Source organism: Streptomyces sp. cmx-18-6, from assembly GCF_046548915.1.
GTDB lineage: Bacteria > Actinomycetota > Actinomycetes > Streptomycetales > Streptomycetaceae > Streptomyces.
The window spans coordinates 1-1053 of sequence record NZ_JAEBEP010000036.1 but is presented as its reverse complement, the minus strand read 5'-3'; the positions used below and the strand labels follow the sequence as shown (position 1 = coordinate 1053).

Sequence of the window (1053 nt, the reverse complement as noted above, 5' to 3'; positions counted from 1 at the left end):
TCTCGTCTGGAGTGCGTTGTCATGGCTGAAGTTGTTGTTCTCGTCGATCACGTGGACGGTGCGGTCCGCAAGCCGACCCTGGAGTTGCTGACGCTGGCCCGCCGGATCGGTGACCCGGTCGCGGTGGCGTTGGGCGCGGGTGCGGAGGCGACCGCCGGTGTGCTGGGTGAGCACGGTGCGGTGCGGGTCCTGACCGCGGACGCGGCGGAGTTCGCGGACTATCTGGTGGTGCCGAAGGTCGACGCGTTGCAGGCGGCGGTGGATGCGGTGTCCCCGGTGGCGGTGCTGATCCCGTCCTCGGCGGACGGCAAGGAGATCGCCGCGCGTCTGGCGCTGCGGATCGGGTCGGGCGTCATCACCGACGCCACCGACGTCGAGGCCGGTGAGCAGGGGCCGGTGGCGACGCAGGCGGTGTTCGCCGCCTCCTACACCACCAAGTCCCGTGTCTCGCGGGGTGTTCCCGTCATCACCGTCAAGCCGAACTCGGCCCCCGTGGAGCCGGTCGCGGCGGCGGGTGCGGTGCAGGCGCTGAGCGTGTCGTTCGGGGCTGCGGCCACGGGCACGAAGGTCACCTCGCGCACCCCGCGCGAGGTGACCGGGCGCCCGGAGCTGACCGAGGCCGCGATCGTGGTCTCCGGCGGGCGCGGCGTCAACGGGGCGGAGAACTTCCCCCTCATCGAGGCCCTCGCCGACTCCCTGGGCGCGGCGGTGGGCGCCTCACGGGCAGCGGTCGACGCGGGCTGGTACCCGCACACCTCCCAGGTCGGCCAGACCGGCAAATCCGTCTCCCCCCAGCTCTACATCGCCTCCGGCATCTCCGGCGCGATCCAGCACCGGGCCGGGATGCAGACCTCCAAGACCATCGTCGCGATCAACAAGGACGCCGAAGCCCCCATCTTCGACCTCGTCGACTACGGCGTCATCGGCGACCTCTTCACCGTCGTCCCCCAACTCACCGAAGAAATCAACACCCGCAAGAACTGAACACACCCCACACGCAACACCCCCGCCCTGGGCCGCACGGTGCACCCCACCGCGCGGCCCAGCGCCGTT

At 71.0% G+C, this 1053-nt stretch carries 1 protein-coding gene; it reads left to right on the top strand.

The annotated features are described in order from the left end of the window. Positions 1-21: 21 nt before the first annotated feature. Positions 22-984, top strand: coding sequence for an electron transfer flavoprotein subunit alpha/FixB family protein (locus ACLJPL_RS33995; RefSeq protein WP_411084807.1), 963 nt, complete (start codon positions 22-24; stop codon positions 982-984). The last annotated feature ends 69 nt before the right edge of the window (positions 985-1053 follow it).

What these genes read in the sequence shown, in the direction of transcription:
- ACLJPL_RS33995 (WP_411084807.1), top strand. Translation starts at nt 22, where the DNA reads ATGGCTGAAGTTGTTGTTCTCGTCGATCACGTGGACGGTGCGGTCCGC.